General features: G+C 39.5%; 15 protein-coding genes, 1 pseudogene and 1 CRISPR repeat array. Of the genes and pseudogenes, 10 read left to right on the forward strand and 6 right to left on the reverse strand.

What is annotated here, in order from left to right:
* Window positions 1–188: pseudogene (locus tag JU57_RS09000) on the forward strand (hypothetical protein); the annotation flags it as partial.
* On the opposite strand, the gene JU57_RS14090 reads toward JU57_RS09000, so the two are convergent.
* The gene (locus JU57_RS14090) at window positions 172–330 is read right to left on the reverse strand and encodes a hypothetical protein (RefSeq protein ID WP_294876939.1); all 159 of its coding nucleotides are present in this window, start codon (window positions 328–330) and stop codon (window positions 172–174) included. The pseudogene JU57_RS09000 and the gene JU57_RS14090 overlap by 17 nt on opposite strands.
* A 182-nt stretch (window positions 331–512) precedes the next feature.
* On the opposite strand from JU57_RS14090, the gene JU57_RS09005 reads away from it, so the two are divergent.
* From JU57_RS09005 to JU57_RS09015, 3 genes are all read left to right on the forward strand, one after another.
* Window positions 513–1,754, forward strand: a complete 1,242-nt coding sequence (locus tag JU57_RS09005; RefSeq protein WP_037959906.1) for a HipA domain-containing protein — start codon at window positions 513–515, stop codon at window positions 1,752–1,754.
* Window positions 1,754–2,134 (forward strand): hypothetical protein, encoded by a 381-nt coding sequence (locus JU57_RS09010; protein ID WP_037959908.1) that lies wholly within the window; start codon window positions 1,754–1,756, stop codon window positions 2,132–2,134. The genes JU57_RS09005 and JU57_RS09010 overlap by 1 nt, the downstream gene beginning before the upstream one ends.
* Before the next feature lie 288 nt (window positions 2,135–2,422).
* Window positions 2,423–5,005, forward strand: a complete 2,583-nt coding sequence (locus JU57_RS09015; protein WP_294876943.1) for an ABC transporter substrate-binding protein — start codon at window positions 2,423–2,425, stop codon at window positions 5,003–5,005.
* Here the strand turns inward: JU57_RS09015 and JU57_RS09020 are convergent.
* The gene (locus JU57_RS09020) at window positions 5,002–7,071 is read right to left on the reverse strand and encodes a molybdopterin-dependent oxidoreductase (RefSeq protein WP_037959911.1); all 2,070 of its coding nucleotides are present in this window, start codon (window positions 7,069–7,071) and stop codon (window positions 5,002–5,004) included. The genes JU57_RS09015 and JU57_RS09020 overlap by 4 nt on opposite strands.
* Before the next feature lie 2 nt (window positions 7,072–7,073).
* Window positions 7,074–7,358 carry a hypothetical protein gene (locus JU57_RS09025; RefSeq protein ID WP_037959914.1) on the reverse strand — a complete coding sequence of 95 codons (285 nt, stop codon included), beginning with the start codon at window positions 7,356–7,358 and terminating at the stop codon, window positions 7,074–7,076.
* A 63-nt stretch (window positions 7,359–7,421) separates the two neighbouring features.
* On the opposite strand from JU57_RS09025, the gene JU57_RS09030 reads away from it, so the two are divergent.
* Genes JU57_RS09030 through cas4 form a run of 5 tightly spaced genes read left to right on the forward strand, consistent with a single transcriptional unit; the run spans window position 7,422 to window position 14,643 of the window.
* A complete protein-coding gene (locus JU57_RS09030; protein WP_037959917.1) occupies window positions 7,422–8,708 on the forward strand; it encodes an FAD-dependent oxidoreductase in 1,287 nt (428 codons plus the stop codon).
* The gene (cas9, locus tag JU57_RS09035) at window positions 8,705–12,790 is read left to right on the forward strand and encodes a type II-B CRISPR-associated RNA-guided endonuclease Cas9/Csx12 (protein ID WP_037959920.1); all 4,086 of its coding nucleotides are present in this window, start codon (window positions 8,705–8,707) and stop codon (window positions 12,788–12,790) included. Before JU57_RS09030 ends, cas9 begins: the two co-directional genes overlap by 4 nt.
* Window positions 12,783–13,781: a CRISPR-associated endonuclease Cas1 gene (gene cas1 / locus JU57_RS09040; RefSeq protein ID WP_037959923.1), complete on the forward strand. Its 999-nt coding sequence runs from the start codon at window positions 12,783–12,785 to the stop codon at window positions 13,779–13,781. The genes cas9 and cas1 overlap by 8 nt, the downstream gene beginning before the upstream one ends.
* 3 nt (window positions 13,782–13,784) lie before the next feature.
* Window positions 13,785–14,075: a CRISPR-associated endonuclease Cas2 gene (gene cas2, locus JU57_RS09045; protein ID WP_037959926.1), complete on the forward strand. Its 291-nt coding sequence runs from the start codon at window positions 13,785–13,787 to the stop codon at window positions 14,073–14,075.
* Window positions 14,062–14,643, forward strand: a complete 582-nt coding sequence (gene cas4 / locus JU57_RS09050; RefSeq protein WP_037959929.1) for a CRISPR-associated protein Cas4 — start codon at window positions 14,062–14,064, stop codon at window positions 14,641–14,643. The genes cas2 and cas4 overlap by 14 nt, the downstream gene beginning before the upstream one ends.
* Window positions 14,644–14,856: 213 nt before the next feature.
* Window positions 14,857–16,719: a CRISPR direct-repeat array (repeat unit 33 nt; unit sequence ACGACACTTTACAACACCATCGCTTAGCAACTG).
* Between the two features lie 38 nt (window positions 16,720–16,757).
* Here cas4 and JU57_RS09055 read toward each other — a convergent pair.
* Window positions 16,758–17,021: a Txe/YoeB family addiction module toxin gene (locus JU57_RS09055; RefSeq protein WP_037959932.1), complete on the reverse strand. Its 264-nt coding sequence runs from the start codon at window positions 17,019–17,021 to the stop codon at window positions 16,758–16,760.
* The gene (locus JU57_RS09060) at window positions 17,021–17,239 is read right to left on the reverse strand and encodes a hypothetical protein (RefSeq protein ID WP_037959934.1); all 219 of its coding nucleotides are present in this window, start codon (window positions 17,237–17,239) and stop codon (window positions 17,021–17,023) included. Before JU57_RS09060 ends, JU57_RS09055 begins: the two co-directional genes overlap by 1 nt.
* Before the next feature lie 141 nt (window positions 17,240–17,380).
* Here JU57_RS09060 and JU57_RS09065 point away from each other — a divergent pair, with 141 nt between their 5' ends.
* Complete coding sequence (locus JU57_RS09065) at window positions 17,381–17,947, forward strand: YqiA/YcfP family alpha/beta fold hydrolase (RefSeq protein WP_037959935.1); 567 nt, start codon at window positions 17,381–17,383, stop codon at window positions 17,945–17,947.
* On the opposite strand, the gene JU57_RS09070 is transcribed toward JU57_RS09065, so the two are convergent.
* Entirely contained in the window at window positions 17,910–18,809 is a 900-nt protein-coding gene (locus tag JU57_RS09070) for a DMT family transporter (protein ID WP_037959936.1), read from the reverse strand. The two genes, JU57_RS09065 and JU57_RS09070, sit on opposite strands and share 38 nt — an antisense overlap.
* Between the last annotated feature and the right edge of the window lie 20 nt (window positions 18,810–18,829).

An 18,829-nucleotide genomic window follows, 5' to 3' on the forward strand; every position in this document is an offset into this window, starting at 1 on the left:
AGCAGAAGATGCTGATATTTGGTGAATATCTCAATCAAGATTACAAGAGCAATGTACATAAAAATGGCTTACCAAAAAATCAAAAAGAACTCAAAGACACTACGCAAAACTATATGCTAGAACTTCAAAAAAACACTCAAAAAATTGCTAACTTTTTCCAGCACCCGAGCGTTAAATATGCCAGTTGATTATTGATGTATTTTGATGGGGGAGTAATAAAATACCTAATTCATCAAATTCTTTAGTATTAGGCTCGACATCCATAAGTGCATCAATTCTTTGTAACACTAATGTATAATCTTTTTCTGTTCTTATTGGTGTATTTTCCATTTTATATCTCCTCTACGTTTATAGAGACATACAGTTGTCCTGAGTTGCCATTTTGCCAAATTATTACTAAGTTTCTACTAGTCAAAACATACATTCCAACGACTGTAAATAATTCATATATATTTGTAATTAACAAACGAATAGTGCTATAATTACAAATATATATGAATTAGGATAACACTATGCAAAAAGTATCCATTAATATTTTTGACCAACATGTGGCGGATATGTATCAAAATGATGATCGCATATTTTTAGAACAAGTTAATGATATGTGCCACAAAGTAAGCCCTTTACGATTATCTCCGACCATAAAAGAGATTGATACAACAACATTAGCGCATCTAGAAAAAGTGGCTGGCTTTATCAGTGATTCATTACCTGGTAACTTCGGAAATGAAATCTTAAAGAATTTTTTTCTTCAAAATCGTCGCTCAAATCCAACGGTGAGTGATAAGCTGCTTTTTATAGGCAATCGTGGGCTTGGTGCACTTACGTTTGAACCGTCTGTTATAAACGAAGACCACACGGAACATACACTCACGCTTAAGAGTATGTTTGAACAAGCACGAGAAATTCAACGTGGTGGACATTATCACGCTCTGCAAGATGTCTTTTTGGTAAGTGCACACTCTTTTGTGGGAGGAGCAAGAAGCAAAGCTGTTTGCGCGATAAATCTTGATACAAAAACTGTATTCTTAGGTGATCGTACAAAACCACTAGTAGACGGGTTAACACATGTCATTATTAAATACGATGATTCTGGAAAGAAAAAGTCAGTTTATTCAAAAATTGAATATATCTATTACAGCCTAGCAAAGCAATGTGGGCTTACTATGACAGATAGTTATCTCTTGGAAGCGGATGGAAAGCATCATTTTATAACAAAGCGATTTGATATTGAGCCAAATGCAAAAAGATACCATGTTCATTCGCTTGCCGGACTCTTGCACTTAGATTACAATATCCCACGTGCGATAGGGTATGAGGATCTCTTGAGAGCGGCTGTTCAATTAGGAGCTCATAATAGTTTAAAACAACTCTTTCTACAAATGGCATTCAATTATATGTTTGTGAATCAAGATGATCATAGTCGAAATTTCTCATTTATGTGTGACAAAGATTTTAAATGGCGAGCAACTCCAGCATATGATCTTACTTTTGCGAAAGGCGGTGGACAAACCGTAGAGCATCAATTATCTCTTTACGGTAAACCACTATCTGAAATTGGCCTGGATGAAATTGCAGCTTTGTCGATGGAATTTTCTATTGATATGGAATTTGTTGCTTCATCTTTGGAAGCGATGAAAAAAACGCGAGACATTGAATTACCAAAGCTTTTAAAAGAGTACGACGTAGATACTCCAAAACAAGAACAGATTTTAGATGCCGTAAACAAAAGAACATTCATGGGGGCATTATAATGCAAAGTGACCTACTGAAAAAGTTAAAACACTCACAGCAAAACGCAAAGAAAATCGTAAAAAGAAGATTGACTCCGACAAGTACATTTGCAACACTAACCGATGATGAGATAGCCCAAGTTATAGCGATGCGAGCTAAAGAGTTGAGAGTAAAACAGGATAAAAAACAAAGAGAATTTAGTGCAGAAGCAGAACTCAGCTCACCAACGACGTATGCAAATTTTGAACAAAAAGGGACAATTTCTCTAGCCAATTTTATCAAGGTCATGCGAACATTTGGCCGATTGGAAGAGTTAGAAGCATTATTGAGACCAACCGTTAAAGAACAAATTGAAGATGTCAAAGCGAATATTCTCGTACCTAAGAAACGCGTTAGATAACTCTGCACAAAAGTCATTTTTATCTTAGATTTTTCTAGTATCTTTCGCTCTTTTCACGTTACATGTAAAATGTTTTTTCTTTATTCTACCAAGCATTTTTACAACTCACATCAAAATAAATTTTATTTCTTAGGATTCGTAGTATTTTAAAAGCACCTAGCGGTGGGCTTCTATAATTTTTATTCAATTTTAGCTACTATTGAGTAAGATTTTACACGATACTGGACTCAAATGGTTATGATACCTCATGTGCGTTTTATCATTTTTTGTGTCAAATGTATGGTGGGGATGTCTCTGCTATCGACGCATGCGTCCGCTATTAATGGTGAACATACAAAAGTGACATTGCAACTCTCTTGGTTTCATCAATTCCAATTTGCAGGCTACTACGTTGCAAAGGAAAAAGGGTATTACAAAGAGGTGGGACTTGATGTTGAGATTATTCCTTTCCAATTTAGCGTCAATAGCGTTCATGACGTTGTAGCACAGAAAACAGATTTTGCTATCGGGCGAGAGACTTTGATCGTTGAGAGAGCACTTAATCAAAAAATTGTCGCCCTTTATGCCTTGTTTCAAACTTCGCCTTTGGTCTTTATCACAAAAGAATCGTCTGGCATTACCTCCTTACACCATTTTGCAAGCAAGCGCCTTATGGCAACATTGAACGACTCTTCAGAAGTCTCTTTAAAAGCCATGCTCAACTCCCACCATCTAAAATCTCAAGATTACGCTTTTATCGAACATAGCCATAATATTAACGATTTGATCGATGGAAAAGTCGATATTATGTCCGCGTATCTCTCTAAAGCGCCCTTTGATCTGAAACAACAAGGGATTGCGTACACGATTTTTCATCCCAAAGAGTATGGGTTTGATATGTACAGTGATTTTTTATACACCAGCGAAACGCTCATCAAAAAAACCCCAAAGCTCGTTGAAGCCTTTAAGCAAGCCTCACTCAAAGGATGGCAATACGCCTACTCGCATATTGAAGAGAGTGCCGAGCTTATTTTAGAGAAATACAACACCCAAAAGCTCTCCAAAGAGGCGTTAATCTATGAAGGAGAAGAGCTTAAAAAACTCTCATACTATCAAACTGAAACGCTTGGGAAAATGGATAAAAACAAGCTTCAAAGAATTTATGATCTCTACAATGTTATGGGGTATATTCCCACAAAAATCAAGATTGAAGATTTTGTGCAAGACCGTTTTGGCGAGCTAAGTGACACAGAAAAAGCCTATTTGGAAGCAAAAAAAGAGATCAAAGTCTGTTCCGATCCCAATTGGATGCCATTTGAAAAAATTGAAAATGACAAACTAAAAGGGCTGAGTGTCGATTATCTCAATCTCATCGAACCGATCATAGGTATCCCCTTTACACTGGTTCCAACTGTCAGTTGGGACGACTCTTTACGGTATGCCAAAGAGCGCAAATGCGACATGTTTTCACTCGCCATGAGCACACCAGAGAATGAACGCTTTATGGATTATACTAAACCCTATCTCTCAACGCCCATTGTGATCGCGACCACCAATGATAAATTTTTTATTGCCAAAGTGGAAAAGATCCTTGATAAAAAAATAGGTGTGGTGAAGGGCTATTCGCTCGTGGCATTACTGAAGCGTGAATACCCTACGATTCAGCTTATTGAGGTTAAAAACATTAAAGAGGGGCTTGAAAAAGTAGCCAGAGGCGAACTGTACGGTTATGTTGATAGCTTGATGACCGTGGGGTATATGATTCAAAAAGAGTATCCCACTATGTTGAAAATTGCGGGAAAATTGAATCAAACATGGAGTATGGGCTTTGCCGCACGCAATGATGAGCCTGAACTCGCTCAGATTTTGGAAAAAGCGTTAAGCACCCTCGATGAGAATACACAACAGTCTATTACTGCCAAATGGGTGAATATTCACTATGAAAATGGATTTGATTATGCTCTATTTTGGAAATTAGCCTTTGTGATCCTCCTTCTTTTTATGCTAATGATTTATCGCTACCGAGTCATGCAACGCTACAACACCAAAATTAAAAAACACATCGAAGTGATCGACCAGTACGTACTTTTCATCAGTGCCAATAACGAAGGTATGATCACCAACGTTAGCGAAGCGCTGTGTCAACTCAGTGGCTATACCAAAGAGGAGCTCCTAGGAGAATCGGAAACGATTTTAAACCATCCTGATGTTTCCACCAAACGGTTTGAAACGGTTTTAAGAGCAGTACTGAAAGCCCAAAATTGGGAAGGTGAGCTGAAAAGCATTAAAAAAGATGGTACGATTTATTGGGTTCATGCGCGTGTTTCGCCTATTGTCGCTAAAAATGGAATGATCCAAGGGTATAACAGTTTCAGGGTAGACATTACCGATAAAAAGCGTATTGAAGAGATTTCGCAAACCGACCAACTGACCCAAATTTACAACCGCCTTTCGTTGGATCAACACTATCAAAAAGAGCTTTTACGGGCTTCTCGCACGCCTTCAAATCTCTTCTCTTTGATCTTAATCGACATTGACTATTTTAAAGACATTAACGACTCTTATGGGCACACCATGGGCGATACGATTTTGGTGGAGCTGGCACAATTGATCAAACGGCACATCCGATCCATCGATATTTTTGGACGATGGGGTGGCGAAGAGTTTTTGATTATCTGCCCGAACACCGCTCAAAAAGAGGCATTTCATCTGGCAGAAAAGCTACGCCTTATCATTGAGAAGCACTCTTTTGGAACGCATATCTTTCAAACATGCAGCTTTGGTGTCACCCAATACCAAGAGCAAGACACCAAAGACAGCATGTTTATCCGCGCGGATAAAGCACTGTATGCCGCTAAAACAACCGGACGAAACAAGGTAATGGCACTTTAATCGAGCACGGTTACAATGTCCACTTTGATCGACTTAAACGCTGCGGTTAAAATGAGTTCATCACATCTGTCACCAAAGAGGTTATTGATTTTTGATGTGGCATGATGAAAGGTGCAAAACAATGTTTTGGGTTTGACTTTATCGGTAAACTTGACTGTGAGTGGAGCGCTTTGCCCAAACTCGGTTTTTAATATGACTTTTTCACTGGTAAAATCCATCGCATCGTCTTCATGCACTAACAGTATCGTTTCGTCATAACGTTTATGAAGCTTTTCGCAGCGACTGGTTTGCGAAGCGTTGTTATACTGTGCTAGTGTTCGACCTGTGGTGAGATGATAGCCTGTGAGTCTTTTTTCGTGTATCTCTTGCACCATGCCTCGCAGTTCGTATTGGTGGTAGTGAAACTCACCATAGCCATCTTCCGTTCGGAAGTCGAGTTGATGTAAGATCGGTGTATCTTCGGTGTGGACGGGCCATTGGAGTCCACGAACGCGGTGACGCTCTAAACGGTTGTAGCTTGCCCCTGAAAAACGTCGGTACGCCACTTCTCGCACCTCGTTCCAAATCTGCTTTGAGTCTTCATACGCATATTCTCCGCCCATTTTATTATCGAGCAATTTGATCACTTCCCAATCATCGGGCAAATCAGACGTTACAAGTGGTTGAGAAAGGTGAAGACGGCGCATCGCGTTGACATACACGCCTGTTTTTTCATAAGCGGATTTCACGCCGATGACGATGTCGGCTCGGTTGGCAATTTCGGTCATAAAAAGTTCTTGCACCATGATGAATTCGACGTTATCCAACGCACGATTGACTTTGTTGCTGTTGGGGTGAACATGGGTGAGGTCTTCGCCCATATTAAGTACCGCTTTAATGCGACCTTCCAACATCTCATCGACCAACTGTGGTGTCATCAATCCAATCTCTTTGGGTGTTTGATAATCGGGGTCGTAATACGGAAGCATGCCCATATCACACGCACCTTGGACGTTGTTTTGTCCACGAAGGGGCATCAGTCCTGCACCTTGTTTGCCGATGTTTCCTGTCATGAGGGCTAAATGCGTTATCGCCATCACGGCATACGAGCCATCAACGTGTTCGGTAATGCCTAAACCCCAAAAGATCATGGATCGTTTGAGTGCGTATTCACGCGCTACTTTAGGAATCAGCTTGCTAAGACTTTCATAGCCTTCAATGTGCTCAAAATACTTTGGATTCGCATACGGGTCATTCAAAATCTTCTCTTTAAATGCTTCAAACCCTTTGGTACGATCGACTAGAAAATGTTCATTGTAAAGCTCTTCGGTGATGATAACGTACGCCAACATATTTAAAACAAGCAAATTGGCTTCATGCGGCATGATGCCTTTGTATTTGGCAAAGCGGTGCAGGGTGATTTCGCGCACATCAAAAACGGCTAGATTATCGTGTTTACTTGCCATATCGACGATGCGGTTGGAGATAATCGGATGTGCTTCGGTGGTGTTGGAGCCAAAAACAATCATAAATTCCGCGTTATAGATGTCATTGTACGGATTGGTTGCCGCACCCTCACCGATGGTCGTACGCATACCTTTGAGGCTTGGAGAGTGGCAAATGCGTGCGCAGTTATCGACATGCGGAGAGTTTAGCGTATGACGGGTAAATTTTTGAAGCAGGTACGAACTTTCACACGATGTGCGTGCCCCTCCGATGGAGCAGATGCTTTTTTGCCCGTATCTTGCTTGAATCTCTTGGAGCTTCATCGCCGCCGCCGTTGTCGCACCCTCTAGGGTTGTCTCAAACCATACGTCATCTAAAGGCGTTAGTGTCGAAGCGATGGTTTGGGCTATCCAGGGATTTTTTTCTAAAAAACTTTTTTGAATGCGGGGAATTCTTAGCCTATCGGGGGCATTTAAAAATTCATAGCCGTATTTGCCTTTGACACACAGATTGCCCTCTGAGACCACACCCTCAGGGTGAGCGAAAATGCTTTGAATTTTATTGTCTTTGACATTAGCGGCAATGTCGCATCCCACACCGCAATAGGTACAAACGCTGTCTATGACTTCAACGTGTTCCATGTTTATTCACCTTTGGTATAGAAAAAGTCTCCATGAACAGACTCATTTTTGATCTTTTTAATGGCACTGGCTTTGAGCGCATCGTAACGTGTTGCGTCTATCTTTTGCTCGCTCATCGTGACGCTTTTATCTTTGCCACAAGCTTCCGTGTTGAGCACTTCACACTCTTTTTTGGTCAATCTTTTTTTTAAAAGCAGTGCCAACTCTTCATCGCTTTTGGTAAGAGGGCGTTTCTCTCCCATAACCATTAAAATAATTTTTCGTGCTTCCAATTCGTTTAATTTCATGCCAGCTCCACTGAGTAATTGTGTGTATTATAGCCTAACGAAACTTTTGCTATACTCTAAGCCATGGAAAAACATACACTCAACTCACATTACGATGTCATCATCGTAGGTTCAGGTCCAGCGGGGCTTGGTGCGGCGTTTAAGCTTGCGGAAAATTCAACATATTCCATTTTACTCGTTGAAAAAAAGAAGATAAGCTCAGGCGGACTTCGCAATGACTGTAAGCAAAATTACACCTATCCTGTGGGATTTCCCTATGAGCATTGGAGTAAAGAAGAGGCTGATGCGTTGCTCATCGAGGTTGCGACACATCTTCATCCTAAAATCGAGCCTAAAATCAATCTTGAAAAATACATCAACCGTGCGAAAAAGATAGGCGTTGAGATTCTAAGCATCGACCAAGCCCATGTGGGAACCGACAAATCTTCCGCGCTTATTGGGGACTTGGTTGAGAAACTCAAATCTTTACATGTAAGCATTGCGCTTAAAACTGAAGTGAAAGAGGTGAGCGAAAAACGCAAGCAAATCACCTTAGAAAATGGAGACGTTATCACCTTCAATGCGCTCATTTTAGCCCCAGGCAGAGCCGATTATGATTGGTTGCAAGAACAGATGGACAGGCTTGGCATTGCGTATCATGACAACATCGTGGACATTGGTGTGCGGATTGAAACGAGGGAAGAGAATTATCCCATTGTGCGGGATTACTATGACCCTAAGATTTTGTTTCCCAAAAAAGTGCGTACCTTTTGCACCAACTCAGGGTGTGCGCACATCGTGCGTGAAAAATACAAAGGCTACTACTCGATCAACGGACACTCCCTCTCTCGTGAGAATGAGCGCAATAACTTGGTCAATTTTGCGATGCTCAAAACCATTCGTTTAACCGAGCCTGTGGTGAGTGGTCAGCAGTTTGGAAAGATACTCGGCGAAATGGTGATGCAACTGAGCGGTGGTTCTGTCATCATGCAACGGGTGGGGGATTTTCGTATGGGTGTGCGCTCTAAAGTAGAGACGTTTAACAATGACTTGTACGACTTTGAACCCACGCTTAAAAGTGCCGTAGCAGGCGATTTGTCCTTGTGTATGCCCGCTAAAATCTTGCGAGACATCTGGAAATCTCTCAAGATGCTAGACACCATCATTCCTGGCGTTCTTCACCCTTCCACCATCATCTATTACCCCGAAATCAAAACCTACTCCAATAAACCCGAATTTATCGATAAACACTTTTGTGTGAAAGAAGGCTACTACATCATCGGAGACGGCGCAGGAACAAGCAGAGGCATCACCGCAGCGTGGGCGTCGGGTATTCGTGCGGCTTTGGGTATTTTAAAGGAGAGGGCATGACATCGTTGATTTCACTGGATTTGGGTGGGAAAAATACGGGATTTTTTAGTTTTACAGCTAAAGACGTTTCAATAATAGATACTTTTCAATCAGGAACGATTATCTATGATGAAAGCTTTGTGCTCTCACAAGTCGCACGACGAGGCAAACGACACGGTAAACGTAACAACCTACGCAACACGCTAGTCAAGCGACTTTTTTTGCTTCTTTTACAAAAGCATTATGGGCTTAGTCTTGATTTTTTACCCGACGAAATTTTGGGACTTTTTAATAAACGAGGTTACACTTATGCAAGTTTTGAAATCAAAGAAGATGAAAAAGAAAATCTTGAAAGCGATATTTTAAAAGAGTTTTTGAATGACAAACTCAATTACACTATACAAAATGATGACGAAGTAGAAGAGTTTTTAAATCAGATAGCTTCAAATGAAGAGACGTTCAAGAACTATAAAAAGGATTTTGAAAATTTATTTGGAGCTTCGACGCATCAGCCAAAAAAACAAATTGAACTTATTGATGAGATAAAAAAAGACCTTGAAAAAGAAGATGCCAAAGAACTTTTAGATGGGTTAAAAGTCATAAAAAAAATTATAGACGAATTTCACAAACAACAAAACCAAGGCAATCTCCCACGGGCTAAGTATTTTGAAGAACTTTATCTTGAAATAGAATACAATCTAAAAATCCAAAAATTCTTTACATGTAACCATCTTCACATCAATGACATGCAATATCTCATCGGCAATCTCTCAAACTATCAGCTCAAAGAGCTAAGACGCTACTTTAACGATGAAGCTATGGCAAAAGAAGACTTTTGGTCTTGCGAAAAACTGCATCGCATCACATGGCGATTTATCCAAAGTTGGCACCCAAAAAGTCCTGAAGACAAACAAAGGCAAAAAGAGAATCTTGCAAACCTTAAAACCAAAAGTATTATTGAGTTTTTAACCACCACCAACCCACTGATGACCATTCCGCCGTATGACGATATGAACAACCGTGGAGCGGTCAAATGCCAAACATTGCGACTCAATGAGGAGTATTTGGATAAGCATCTACCACATTGGAGAGCCATAGCACATACGCTTGCAAGTGAGACTCAAAAAGAAAATCTTGAGGGTGTGACCGTAAAAGGCTACAGTGAAGATAGCACGCTTTTACACCGCATTTTGGACACCTCTAGCATCATTGACCCTTATAGACTTAGAAGTGATGAGATAGATAGTTATTGTGATGTATTGACCAAAGACAATGCTTTTGCATTGAAAAAATTTGCAAAAGAGTACTATCAACTTGTCAAAGAAAAAGTACGAACAGGTATTTGGACAAAAGACGATGATATGTTCAAAAAGTGTGACCACAATCCACCACACAAAAACAATCAAATCCACAATTTAGTCGCAGGAATCTTAGGCAAACCCATCGCAAAAGAGCGGTTTGAAGCGTTTGAAAATGAACTTTGGAATGTAAAATTTGGCAACAAAAAACTCTCAAGCTATTGTAAAAACATTGAAGAGTTTAGAAAATCAAACGGCAACCTTTTTAAGCAGATTGTAGAATTGGGTGAAGATAAAGAGGTACAAAAATATCAAAAAGAGTTAAACGAATGGGTACGAAAAATCGGTGAGTTTTTTAACATCGAAACGCCTTATAGAGCACGCTTTAACAACCTTTTTTCCATGGCGCAACTTCATACCATCATCGATACCACACGCAGTGGTTTTAACGCTACATGTAAATGGTGTAGCTGCGAAAATCAATACCGAGCTAGCACAAGAATAGAGATAGATGAGCAAACAGGGGAAATTACTACCAATGCCAACTGCCAACGGCTCCCAGCCGATACACAAAGACCTTTTAGTGGCAAGATTGAGCGGTACATCGACAAACTAGGTTACGAGATAGCCAAAGTCAAAGCCAAAGAGTTGGAGGGCATCAAAGAAGATACGATAGATTTAAAAATCATCTTAGAGCAAAACGCTTTTGCGTATGAAGAGTCTATTCGAAATGCCAAAATCAAAAATGCCAATGCAAAAGCTAAAAAAGCTCTTGAAGAAGCACAAAAAAGAGGGCTTAAAAATATTGAAGACAAAACCAAAAGAATTAAAGATTTTAGCAACAGCATTTGCCCCTATTGTGGGCAAAGTTTAGGCGAAGATGGCGAGATAGACCATATCTTATCACGAAGTTACACCCTTAAAAAGTATGATACCGTTTTCAACAGCGAAGGCAATCTTTTGTATGTTCACCAAAAATGCAATCAAGCAAAACTTGCAAAAACAGATTATTCTTTACAAGATTTAAAAATAGATATTTCTCAAAAATGGATAGAAGAACAAATCGCTACTATCAAAACCTACAAAACTTTTTCAGTTCTTACGCAAGAACAACAAAAAGCTTTTAAATATGCCCTATTTTTAGATAACTCAAATGAAGCTTACCAAAAAGTAATAAGTTGGCTTAGAACCGACCAAAGCTCACGAGTAAACGGTACGCAAAAATATTTGGCTAAAAAAATCCAAGAAAAGCTCAAAGCGATGTTTCCAGCTAAAACATTTAACTTTGAGTTTATCTTAGCCGATGCCAATGATGTGCATGATTTGAGAATTAAAGCGTATCAATTGCCAGAAAAGCCAAAAGACTCTAAACAAGAAACCTACAGTCATACTATAGATGCGGTTATGAGTTTGGTCAGTGTATGGGATAAGGTATTGCCAAAAACAGAAAAACCTACAAAAGAAGATATTTTAAAATTTGCCAATGTCGAAAATTGGAGTGCCCTCAATAATGAATTTTTAACCAAAGGCAAATCAGCAAATCAAAAAATAGAAGAGATGATACAAGCCAATGATTTTGGTCAAAAAAATATGAGGCAAGTTTTTAGTAAGCCCATTTTTAAAGATGAATCAATAGGAGAAAGGTATAAGCCATTTGTTCGCTATCACAATCAATTTTACATAGGCTATCCGATAAGCATAAAAGACGGATACGATATGCAGCATTGTCAAGCAATGATTTCAAAGAACGATATTTCAAGGGTAGAGGAGATTCTTAAAGACACCTCTTTATGCACTCTTTTAAAAGAAAAGAATGGCATTAAACTTTATTCTATTAACAAGCAAAGTATCAATGAACTGTCAAATCAGTTCTTTAATTTAAACTATCAAAACTTAAACGATGCACAGAAGAAAAAATCTGAACTGGCAGAATTTGTCATCAATCATTGTAAATATTATGTCAAAAAAACATCGGTTATCAATGCGCCACAATTTATTGATAAAGATTCGATGAAGCCGTACCCGTTTTATAAAGACTGGCAAAAATTTCACGAAGCTTACAAAAAAGAGCTTGATGCTGAACCAAAAACCAAAAAAGATAACGGGAAATTAGTTTATGATATATCAGGCATAGATGACTTCTGGACTGAATTTTGCAAAAAATATTTTGGTATAAAAACAAAAGACAATCGAAACAAAGCGAGAAAGGTTTTTTCTATTGTGGCGCTTACTTCAGCCCCAGGAACAGTCTTTAGAATCAAACGAAAAACGCCTAAAGGACACATATACCAAGCAACGGCGATTGACAATCAACAAATCAGCGGAGATTATGCAAATGTTCTGTTAGCTGGTAACTCAAAAACACTTGCGTTGGCAGGTCAAAAACCTTCATCTGACTTGAAAAAAGAGTTGAGTGTCAAAGAGTCAAAAGATATTCGAGATATAAAGCTTGAGCCATCAAGATTTTTCAAAGAGGGGTTTGATTGTCGTGGCATTGAAGTTATTGTCAATAAAACAAGTGCGACCATTAAAAATTTCCCACTTACAAAAATTGATAAAAAAATCAAAAAACTTATTTTTAAAACTCTCTTTGAAAAAAAAGATGGTAAACGACAAAAGCAAAAAACATCAATTTCATTGAAAGAAAAAAATACAATGCAAGAGACACTAAAAAAATTATTAAAAGATAGTATAAAAGTTACTATTAGAGATGGTAGCATTTCGGGTATTGAAATTAGCAAAAAAACTGTTAATTTTACTTTGCCGTTCAAAAGTGAAAACTTGGCAAAACTCTTAGATGACTAAACACATCTACATCGACGAATACGGCACATTCTTAGGCAAAACAAGTGCCAGACTTACCATCAGCCAAGGTGGGCAACTCCAAAAAGAGATTGCCCTCAGTCGCATTAAGTCTATCAACATTTTAAAAGGCGGTATCGCACTCTCAAGCGACCTCATAGAAGCGTGTTCGCTTCGTGGGATTAAGCTCTTTTTTCTTGACTTTAAAAACATAGCACATACCTCGCTAAGCTCTACTGCTTCTCACGCCGTGGCAAATGTACGACGTGCGCAGTTTTTGACGATAGAGAGTGATGAAGCAAAAGAGATAGCACGAGCTTTGATACTGGGCAAACTCAAAAACCAACGCACAACACTTCAATACTTTCACAAATACCTCAAAACCACCGACAAAGAGAGCATAAAATTAGCAAACGCTATCGAAAAAATCAAACAAACAAGCCAAAGCCTCAAAACCATTGAGCTGAAAAATCGCCCTGATTGGCTTAGTATCATCATGGGAAAAGAAGGAGCGGTGGCGAGTATTTATTTTGATGCGGTGGGTTCGGAGTTACTTTATGATTTGGATTTTTCTCATCGCATCGGAAGAGGAGCAGACGACATCGTCAATTCTGCGCTTAATTACGGCTATGCCATTTTGACCTCTTTTGTCTGGCAAAGCGTCATCAACGCAGGACTTGAACCCTTTGCAGGCGTCTTACATGTAAACAGACCAGGTAAACCCTCCCTTGTGCTTGACATCATCGAAGAGTACCGTGCGTGGGTGGTCGATAGAAACATCATCAAACTCAAATCCCACCTCAAAGGCAAAAGCTTTCTTGATAGCACCATCAAGAAAAAAATCATCGAAGAGATAAACGCCACCATGAATAAAAAATACCTCTACAACGCCAAAAATCTTTCGCTTCAAAGCATCATGCAACGCCAAGTTTACAGGTTAACAGGAGCATTTATGCAACAAATGCCTTATAAAAGCTATAGCTTTAAGTGGTAAAACATGGCACTGTATTACGAGGTACTGGTGACGTATGACATCGAGGAAAACAAAAACCGCAAAAAACTTTTTGATGAGCTCAAAGATTTGGGCTTAGTTGCCATTCAAAAGTCAGTATTTTGGGGACATCTCAAACACGCCGAGCTTAAAATGCTTCCGCACTTTTTTAAAAAGTATTGTGCCGATGGGGATAAAGCATTTTTTGTCAAAGCCAAACTCTCAAATGAAATCTTAGAAAATAGCTTTGGTTATGACAAAAACGACTTTGAGGAAAAATCCTTTGAATACCTATAAACTCCCCATCCACCTCATCAGACAATACCTCTTTTGCCCTAGAGTTGTGTACTTTTTAGAAGTGCTTTGTATTCCAAAAACAAGCCCCTCGTGGGTCAAAGAGGGTGAAGTTCACCATAAAAAACAAGCCGAACTTTTTAAACGACGCACCCTTGCACGTTTTCAGCTTGAAGAAGCACTTTTTAAAAGCAATGTCACACTCTCTCATGACGCCTGTAACTTTTACGGCATTTGCGATGGACTTCTCATCTCTTCCACACACATCTATCCCGTTGAGATAAAACTGCACGGCTCAAAACCAACCACTGCACAAAAAATGCAACTCATCGCTTATGGCATTTTGGCGGAGAAAATATACAAAAAAAGATTTGAACTAGGCTTTATACTTTATGAAGAAAAAGGTAAAACCATCCCTTTACATGTAAACGAAGAGGAGAAGAAAATACTTACATGTAAAGTCGAAGAGATACGCCATCTGATAGAACAAGGCAAACTTCCTTACAGTAACGCAGATGATGGAAAATGCACACAATGTGAGTTTGAAAATTATTGTAATGATAGGTTTTAAGAAAGAAGCCCGCCATGCCTAAGGCAGTTGGGCGGGTCTATATATCTTTTCGATGATTTCAGTGCATCGAACGATACGTGTTGTAAAGTGTCGTGAGTGAAAGTATAGCATTTTTCTCAAAATATCGCACTTTTTTTGCAAGGAAATAATTTGCGAAAAAAAGAGACAATTTCGATACAAGAAAGCCCCATCAAGTCGATGATTTGTAAGGCTACGACACTTTACAACACCATCGCTTAGCAACTGGAACATGCAATGGGTAGATGTAACACCTGAAGAGGCTATCACGACACTTTACAACACCATCGCTTAGCAACTGGAACGCAATTCTAAACTTAGAGTCAACGTGGAAATTGAACGACACTTTACAACACCATCGCTTAGCAACTGGAACTTATTTGTAGAGGGAAAAGTGCCTCAAAAAACGCTTACGACACTTTACAACACCATCGCTTAGCAACTGGAACTGATTTAAAAGAGCGCATGAACAGTAGTGACAAAAATGCACGACACTTTACAACACCATCGCTTAGCAACTGGAACACATTAACGGTAAACCTAAACACAGGAACATACTTTACGACACTTTACAACACCATCGCTTAGCAACTGGAACCTAATCTCTGTAAACATATTTGCATACCGAAAGATACGACACTTTACAACACCATCGCTTAGCAACTGGAACTGTCTCATAAACATTAATAGGTTCTTCCTCTTTTTTGACGACACTTTACAACACCATCGCTTAGCAACTGGAACTAAAAACTCTTTGACGAGTAAAGGAACTCCAAATATCACGACACTTTACAACACCATCGCTTAGCAACTGGAACAAATTGAACCATTTTAGCTTTAAGCCAGTTTGCAGACAACGACACTTTACAACACCATCGCTTAGCAACTGGAACTTCTTAGATAGCCTTATTATTATTGATGAGTGTCAACGACACTTTACAACACCATCGCTTAGCAACTGGAACGCAACTGTTAGTTATGTCGATTCAAGCGGGCATGACGACACTTTACAACACCATCGCTTAGCAACTGGAACGTTGGTACCGTCAAAATATTTGTATATTGCGTTTTCATACGACACTTTACAACACCATCGCTTAGCAACTGGAACGATGATGCTAAAAAGCTGAACGAAAAACAGTTTAAGCACGACACTTTACAACACCATCGCTTAGCAACTGAAACGCAACATATGATACTTGTCGTGCTGCTGATTTTTCTGAACGACACTTTACAACACCATCGCTTAGCAACTGAAACTAACATGGGATAAAGACCTGACATTTAACTTTAACACGACACTTTACAACACCATCGCTTAGCAACTGAAACCTATCGCTGGACGCAGGAATGGGAAAGGCTGAGAGTGACGACACTTTACAACACCATCGCTTAGCAACTGAAACTGGTCTTGGCTTATTTTTAGGTCTTTGGTAATTACTACGACACTTTACAACACCATCGCTTAGCAACTGAAACTTTAACATTTTTTTGCGCCACAATGCCGATATTGAGACGACACTTTACAACACCATCGCTTAGCAACTGAAACCACATCGTCCTGCCACAGTCGTAGAAGAGGGTTTGAACGACACTTTACAACACCATCGCTTAGCAACTGAAACCCTAAAGGGTCGCACGTTTCAGGTTCAGTAGGACGACACTTTACAACACCATCGCTTAGCAACTGAAACGTATCAGAGCGAATATAAAAAAACGTACCGTTTGAGACGACACTTTACAACACCATCGCTTAGCAACTGAAACTGACAAGATTCACGACAAATACCTCGGTATTGATTTTACGACACTTTACAACACCATCGCTTAGCAACTGAAACAGTAGATCATTCGTAGTATTCAGATCATCATGCAGTACGACACTTTACAACACCATCGCTTAGCAACTGAAACAAGAAGTAGGCGATCTTTGGACTAATTCAGTAACAACGACACTTTACAACACCATCGCTTAGCAACTGAAACTCATAATTGACACAGGTGGACGAGATAGTGAAGAAACGACACTTTACAACACCATCGCTTAGCAACTGAAGCCTATGCTACGAAATAGTGTTTTGAGCTTTGTTGGCTTTTTAGTCATAATGCGTCCACATCCTTAGAACTCTAATGATTTTTTCTTCTTCCAATACTTCGTAAACGAGTCTGTGTTGTTTATTTATTCTTCGTGATATTTTACCTGTTAGATTGTGTGATAGATATTCAAATGCTGGAGGATATTGAAGAGGGTCTTTTTCTATGAGGTGTAAAAGTTCCATAATCTTTGGTTTCAAGCCACTTGATTGATGCTTCTTAGCATCTTTTTTGGCTTGAGGAGAGAAAAGCAGTTGGTACATCATTACCAGTCTAATTTATCGATGGTGACAAAGTTTTGATGGGGTTCGTTAGAAGCATCTATAATACTTTGCTCCATTCCTTCTATACTTCGTAAATACTCATCATCATTTTTAAATTCTGCTTGGTCTAAAATTGTCACTTCATTTTTTGAAAAATGGTTTAAGAGCCAAAAAAACTTTTCACTAACTTTATCGTCAATTTTTAAGGTTATCGTTTGCATCAAAAGCTCCTTTTAAATTGTTACCTTTGTATTATAGCATATCCGCTTCATTTGATTTTACATGTAAAGTACGGTAAAAGGCAACACAACCCATGGCTAAGATAGTTTTTACTATGATTATGGAAAATTCAGGAGAAAACAATGATTATCTACATTCACGGATTTGGCTCGAGTGGAGAAGCGATTAAAGCAAAACTGCTTCGTGCGTATTGCCACGAAAATAAGATTCCCTTCATTGCACCCTCTTTGCCGACGATTCCTGATCTTGCGATTAACACGCTGAGTGAACTGATCGAATCGTATCAAGAGCCAGTCTATCTGATGGGCTCATCTTTGGGTGGGTATTACGCGCTTTATTTGAGTGACAAATACAACCTTAAAGCCGTACTCATTAACCCTGCGGTCAATGCACCCGAAACACTACAGCAAGCCCTTGGGCATGGAGTCAATTACTACGATAATAGCGCGTATGAGTGGAATGCGTCGCATCTGGAGATGTTGGAGAGCTATGAGATTGAAGAGCCCAATCTTGAGAATCTCTTTGTCTTGCTCCAAAAAGGCGATGAGGTCTTAGACTATGAAGAGGCGCTTGATGTTTTAGAAGGTGCGAAAATGATCGTCGAAGAGGGTGGCAATCACAGCTTTGAAGGGCTGGATCGCCACATTAGTACTATTCAACGCTTTTTCGGCGTCGCTTTAAAATTGTAATATTATTGAGCATTTTAACCGCAAAAAGCGTTAAAATCGTTCCGATGATGATGAAAAAATCTACTGTTTCGCCTAAGAAAATGGCGCTCAGTCCAATGGCGGAAAACGGTACCAAAAAGACGAACGAACTCACCTCGGCTGCACCTAATTTTTCAATGCCTAAAAAGAAAATGGTATTGGCAAATGTGGAAGCAGCGAGGGAGATCAACAGGATGTTCATCCAAAAAATGCCATCAAACGTCGAAAAAGGCATCGCGCTGATGTCTACAAACAAAACCCAATCCAACACAACGGACATGATGTACATGTAAAAGGTAAACACTATCGGCGAAATCTTCGTTGATTTGGAGCTGATAATCGTCAGAACCGCCCATAAAAGTGCCGCAAGGAAAAAATAGAGATTTTGAATCAGCAAAATATGAGCAAGATCAAACGTCCAAATATGAAGCATCGTCAAAACACCCACCGCGCCCAAACCAAGGGCAAACAGGTCTTTAGAACTCACCTTTTTAACACCCATCAAAGCAAGTAACACAAAGGTTAAAATAGGAATCATCGTCGTCACCATCGCCCCACCCAAGGAAGCGGTACCAAACTTGGTCCCAAGGTAATAGTATTTGTTGTAAAAGATCAACGCAAGGGCGACTAAAACCACCAATCCAAAGCTTTTGAGGTCAATTTTGAATGAATGTTTCAGCCAAATAATAATGGGAACCATCGTAATCGCCGTGATGCCAAAGCGCAATAAGATCATCTCATACGCACTGATATAATGCCCTAAAACTTTCACATTAACCCACGAACCACCCCATGCGAGCATCGCGATGAAGAGTAAAAAAAAGAAAAGATTTTTCTGTGTCATAGCCAACTCCTTGGCGAAAA

It is taken from the genome of Sulfurospirillum sp. SCADC (assembly GCF_000743525.1).
Taxonomy (GTDB): Bacteria; Campylobacterota; Campylobacteria; order Campylobacterales; family Sulfurospirillaceae; genus Sulfurospirillum.